5 protein-coding genes are annotated in these 5,399 nt (G+C 73.7%); 3 read left to right on the forward strand and 2 right to left on the reverse strand.

Annotation, left to right across the window (positions count from 1 at the left end):
* Nucleotides 1-235: 235 nt before the first annotated feature.
* Complete coding sequence (locus AB4880_RS18420) at nt 236-1,180, reverse strand: helix-turn-helix transcriptional regulator (protein WP_367920686.1); 945 nt, start codon at nt 1,178-1,180, stop codon at nt 236-238.
* Between the two features lie 181 nt (nt 1,181-1,361).
* On the opposite strand from AB4880_RS18420, the gene AB4880_RS18425 reads away from it, so the two are divergent.
* The 3 genes from AB4880_RS18425 to AB4880_RS18435 all read left to right on the forward strand — a co-directional run bounded on the left by AB4880_RS18425 (nt 1,362) and on the right by AB4880_RS18435 (nt 4,386).
* The gene (locus AB4880_RS18425) at nt 1,362-2,807 is read left to right on the forward strand and encodes an amidase (protein WP_367920687.1); all 1,446 of its coding nucleotides are present in this window, start codon (nt 1,362-1,364) and stop codon (nt 2,805-2,807) included.
* An 89-nt stretch (nt 2,808-2,896) separates the two neighbouring features.
* Nucleotides 2,897-3,517 (forward strand): 5-oxoprolinase subunit B family protein, encoded by a 621-nt coding sequence (locus AB4880_RS18430; protein WP_367920715.1) that lies wholly within the window; start codon nt 2,897-2,899, stop codon nt 3,515-3,517.
* Nucleotides 3,514-4,386 carry a 5-oxoprolinase subunit C family protein gene (locus tag AB4880_RS18435; RefSeq protein ID WP_367920688.1) on the forward strand — a complete coding sequence of 291 codons (873 nt, stop codon included), beginning with the start codon at nt 3,514-3,516 and terminating at the stop codon, nt 4,384-4,386. The genes AB4880_RS18430 and AB4880_RS18435 overlap by 4 nt, the downstream gene beginning before the upstream one ends.
* Before the next feature lie 77 nt (nt 4,387-4,463).
* Here AB4880_RS18435 and AB4880_RS18440 read toward each other — a convergent pair.
* Nucleotides 4,464-5,399, reverse strand: a 936-nt coding sequence (locus AB4880_RS18440; protein ID WP_367920689.1) for a 2-oxo acid dehydrogenase subunit E2, incomplete at its 5' end; no start/stop codon positions are given.

The raw sequence follows: 5,399 nt of genomic DNA on the forward strand, positions 1-5,399 counted from the left end.
GCAGGTCGACCACCGAGGCACCCACCCCCTCCGAACATGAGACACGCAACCAGCGCACCCACCTATCCACCGCCGGACAGGGGCTGACCGGAAGCGACCGCAAAGCAACACGCGACCCGCAACCCACCACCTCCACCACAGCGGCGCGCCACCACGCCATCGGTAAAACGAACCTGGCGCCCCGCATACCGCGACCTTCAGTGGGCCCCGATCCGGTGCCCCTCGGGAGGCGTCTTCAGCCTGCCCCGCCACCACCGCCCGCGGCCACCCGCAGCGCGTCGATCGAGTCGAGGTCGTGCTCGACCGCGGTGCGGGCGAGGGCGGTCCGGTTCGCGCAGCCGAGCTTGGCCATCGCCGACTCGACGTGGCTGCGCACGGTGCGCACCGCAATGCCCAGGGCCTGCGAGATCCGCTCGTTCGACCAGCCTCGGGCGACCAGTCCGACGACGTCGAGCTCACGGCTGGTCAGGTCGCCGAGGATCGGCCCCCGTCCCATACGGACCAGTGCCCCCTGTGGCCGAGCTACGGCGCGCACCCACCACCACGCGCCGTCGAGCGCCCGGTGCGCGAGGCGGACGCCGTCGCGCCGTCCGGTGCTCGCGCGGGCGGCGAGCCGCAGCTCGGCGGCGGTGAGCGGCGAGCGGGCGGGGTCGCCCGCCCGTGCCACCAGCTTGTCGCCCGACAGCCACAGCACCACCTCGGCGGCGGTGCCGTCGGCGCCGGGGTCGATCATCCCGGCGAGGTCGTGCGCCAGCATCGCCAGCGCCAGCAGGGAATGCTCGTCGAGCGGCCGGGCGTGCAGCGAGCTCAGCGTGAGGAAGCCGGCGTCCCCCAGAGGCAGCGTGACGCCCTCGCCGAAGTGGTTGGGGGCGATGACCTCGTGGTACGTCCGGGTCTCGCGCAGGTCGACGGGGACGTCCGCAATCCGCATCGGCAGGCCCCGCCGTACGACGAGCTGGTGCACGGGACAGGTCCGGCTGTAGGTGGACGCCAGATAGGCGAGCGCATCTGCCGGATAGTCGACGTTGGCGACCGGCGCGTGCCGGGCGAAGAGCGCCGCGCAGTCGAAGCCGAGCTGGTCGCGGACGGCGAGGAGGGGCGTCTCGACGGCGATGTCGCCGCGGCCGGCCGCTCGGACGTCCCCGGCCAGCCGGGTCCACCACTGCAGGTTCACGGCCATGAGCAACCTCTCGTTCGGGTACGAAGTTTTCGGCGTCGGCCCGGGGACTGTCAAGGGATGCACTCCGCCCCGAACGGCGGAACGGCTTTTCCGCCGATGTGCCCGCGGGCGGTGGCTGCCTACGTTCCGTGGCGAGTCGGCCGACCGGCCGACGATCCCGACCGGACAGAAGGAAGCGCCGATGAGAATCGATGAGTACGCCGAGCTGGACGCCACCGCCCTCGCCGCCGCGATCGCGGCGGGCGAGGTCACCGCGGACGAGGTCGCGCAGGTGGCGACCGAGGCGATCGACGCCGTCGCGGAGTTGAACGCCGTGGCTCACGGTCCGTTCGAGAAGCCCCTCGACCACGCGGCCGACGGCCGGTTCGCCGGCGTCCCGTTCGCCATCAAGGACCTGGTGCTGCACGCGGCCGGCGTGCCGACCCGGATGGGCACCCGGCTGCTCGGCGACGGCCTGGTACCGCCGACCGACACGCATCTGATGGAGCGCTTCCGTGCCGCGGGCCTGGCGACCCTGGCCGTGACCACCACGCCGGAGCTCGGCTTCAACGGCAACTCGGAGGCGCTCGCCTACGGCTCGACGCGCAATCCGTGGAACACCGCGCACAGCCCCGGCGGCTCCAGTGGCGGCTCGGCGGCGCTGGTCGCCGCGGGGGCCGTCCCCATCGCGCACGCGAACGACGGCGGCGGCTCGATCCGCATTCCCGCCGCCTGCAACGGCTTGGTCGGCCTCAAGCCCGGCCGCGGCCGGGTCTCCGTCGGACCGGATGCCGGCGACGCGCTCTTCGGCATGGGCTGCGAGCTGGTCGTGAGCCGGACCGTCCGCGACACCGCCGCCGTGCTCGACGAGGTGGCCGGCCCGCTCCCGGGCGACCCGTTCGTCATCGCGCCGCCCGAGCGCCCCTGGTCGCAGGAGGTCGGCGCCGACCCGGGCCGGCTGCGGATCGCCGTCCACACCGAGTCGTGGGCCGGTACGCCGGTCGACCCGGAGGTCGCCGCCGCGGTCGACGCGGTCGCGGCGACCCTGGAGGCGGCGGGCCACCACGTCGACCGTCGTACGCCGACCATCGACTGGGACCGCCTGATCCAGACCAACCTGGTGCTCTGGTGCGCCTTCCTGGCCGGCTCGGTCGGCGCGATCGAGGCGATGACGGGCCGCACCGCGGGGCCGGACAACCTGGAGCGGACGTCGTGGGCGTGCGTCGAGCACGGCCGCACCATCTCCGGGCTCGAGATCTGCTCCGCGCTGGACTCGGTCAACGCGCTCTCCCGCGAGATGGGCCGCTTCTTCGGCGACTACGACCTGCTGCTCACCCCGACCATGAACACGCCCGCCCTGCCGCTGGGCCACCTCGACGCGAACGCCGAGCTGACCGCGCTGGAGTGGACGAACCGGATCTTCGACGCCTGCTCGTTCACGTCGGTGTTCAACCAGACCGGTGCGCCCGCGATCAGCCTGCCGCTCGGGCAGTCGGCGCAGGGCCTGCCGATCGGCGTCCAGCTGGCCGCGCCGTCGAACGGCGAGTCGCTGCTGATCCGCGTCGCCGCGCAGCTCGAGCAGGCGATGCCGTGGGCGGGCCGTCGTCCGGGCGTGCACGTGGCCCGTGCGGCAGCCACCGCTCGCTGAGCCACCGTCGGCCCGTGGGCCGGGCCCGGACCTCGACATCGCCGCGATGGCGGGTGCTCACGTCGGTCCATAATCAGGTCGTGAGGTCGATGCCCCCGGTCGTACGCACGTGCGGTGACACCGGCCTCCTGCTCGAGCTCGGCGACAACCGCCGGGTGCACGCGTTCGCCGTGGCCGTCCGATCCGCCGGTCTGACCGGCGTCGTCGATATCGTCCCGGCGCTCGACACTCTGCTCGTCGTGGTCGATCCGCGCCTCGGCGCGACGGCGACGGTCGAGGCGCGGCTGCGGGAGATCGAGGTGTCCGACGCGGCGGTGGAGTCGTCGCGGGTGGTCGAGATCCCGGTCCGGTACGACGGCGCCGACCTCGCCTGGATCGCCCGGAACGTCCGGATGAGCGAGCGCGAGGTGGTCGCCGCCCACACCGGAACGCCGTGGCGGGTGGGCTTCTGCGGCTTCGCGCCGGGCTTCGCCTACCTGATCGACGGCGACCCGCGGCTGGATGTGCCGCGGCGCGCGGAGGCGCGGGTCGACGTGCCGGCGGGGGCGGTGGCGCTCGCCGGCAGGTTCTCCGCGGTCTATCCGCGGCGCTCGCCCGGCGGCTGGCAGCTGCTCGGCCACACGGACGCGACGATGTGGGACACGGACGCGGTCCAGCCGTCGCTGCTGCTGCCGGGTGACGAGGTCCGCTTCGTCGAGGTGGCCGGATGACGGGCCGTAGCAGGGTCACCGTCGTTGAGCCGGGGCTGCTCGCGCTGGTCCAGGACCTCGGCCGGACCGGCTACGCCCACCTCGGCGTCGGCCGGTCGGGCGCCGCCGACCCCGTCGCGATGCGGCTCGCCAACCGGATGCTCGGCAACGACGAGAGCGCGCCGGTCGTCGAGGTCACCAACGGAGGCCTCGTGCTGACCGTCGACGGGCCGTGCCTGATCGCGGTCACCGGGGCCCCGCTGTCCGTCACGGTCGGTGCGCGGAGGCGCTGGACCCACGAGGTGATCGCGGTCGGCGCCGGCGAGCAGGTCGCGCTCGGCACTCCGCGGCAGGGGCTGCGCAGCTTCCTCGCGGTCCGCGGCGGATTCGACGTCCCCCCGGTGCTCGGCTCGTGCTCGACCGACCTGCTCTCGGGCATCGGCCCGGCGCCGCTGACCGCGGGCACTGTGCTCGACGTCGGGCTCGCCACCGACCCCCGCCCGACGACCGACCTGGTGGTCGCGCCGCCGCCGCCGATGCCCGACGAGGACGTCCGGCTGCCGGTGCGGATCGGCCCGCGCGACGACTGGTTCGAGCCCGAGGCACTGCGGATGTTGTTCCGGAGCCGGTTCGAGGTGACGCCCGACTCCGACCGGATCGGCGTCCGCCTCGACGGGCCGTCGATGCCGCGCCGGATCCGGTCCGAGCTGACCAGTGAGGGCGTCGTCGAGGGCTCGCTGCAAGCGCCGCCCGGCGGTCGGCTCACCGTCTTCGGCCCTGACCACCCGGTGACCGGCGGCTACCCGGTGATCGCCGTCGTCCGCGCCCGGGCGCTACCCATGGTGGCGCAGCTGCGGCCCGGGCAGGGCGTGCGGTTCCACCGCGGCTGACCCAGCGTCGTACCGGACGAACTGGTCGTCAAGCGGCCTCGACCGCGACCAGTTCGTCCGGTACGACCGTGCCCCGATCAGCCGAGCGCGATCCGCCGTACGTCGGACGCCAGGTGCGCGAGATGTGCGGTGAACCGCGCGGCCAGTGCGCCGTCGATGACCCGGTGGTCGTAGGACAGGCACAGCGGCAGCATCAGCCGTGGCACGAACGTCTCGCCGTCCCAGACCGGCGCCATCTTCGAGCGGACGACGCCCAAGATGGCGACCTCGGGGGCGTTGACGATCGGCGTGAACGCGGTGCCGCCGATGCCGCCGAGGCTGCTGATCGTGAACGTCGCGCCCTGCATGTCGGTCGCGGTCAGCTTGCCGTCGCGGGCGCGGGCCGAGAGGTCGGCGAGATCGTGGCTGAGCTCGAGCACGCCCTTGCGGTCGACGTCGCGGACGACGGGGACGACCAGGCCGTCGGGGGTGTCGACGGCGACGCCGATGTGGACGTAGTCCTTGAGCACCAGCTCGTCGCCGGACAGCGAGCTGTTGACGTCGGGGAACTTCCGCAGCGTGACGGCCGTCGCCTTGAGCAGGAAGCTCAGCAGCGTGACCCGGTAGCCCTCGGCGCGCGCGGCCTCGTCGAGCTCGCGGCGGTAGGCGTCGAGGTCGGTGATGTCGGCCTCGTCGGAGTGGGTGACGTGGGGGACGTTGAGCCAGGAGCGGTGCAGGTGGGGGCCCGAGAGCTTCTTGATCCGCGACAGCGGGACCCGGCGTACCGGGCCGAACTTCGCGAAGTCGACCTCGGGCACCGGTGGGATGCCCGCGCCGGACGCGGCGCCTGCACCGGCCGCGGGGGCGATGCCGCGCTCGTAGTGGGAGAGGAGGTCCTGCTTGGTGACGCGGCCCTTCACACCGCTGCCGCTGACCGTGGCGAGGTCGACGTCGAGCTCGCGGGCGAGCCGTCGGACGAGCGGGGTGGCGCGCAGGCCGTCGTCGCTGGAGCCGGCCGTCGCCGGCTCCGGTAC

Origin of the sequence: Nocardioides ginsengisoli, assembly GCF_039537225.1 — a bacterium.
Taxonomy (GTDB): domain Bacteria; phylum Actinomycetota; class Actinomycetes; order Propionibacteriales; family Nocardioidaceae; genus Nocardioides; species Nocardioides ginsengisoli.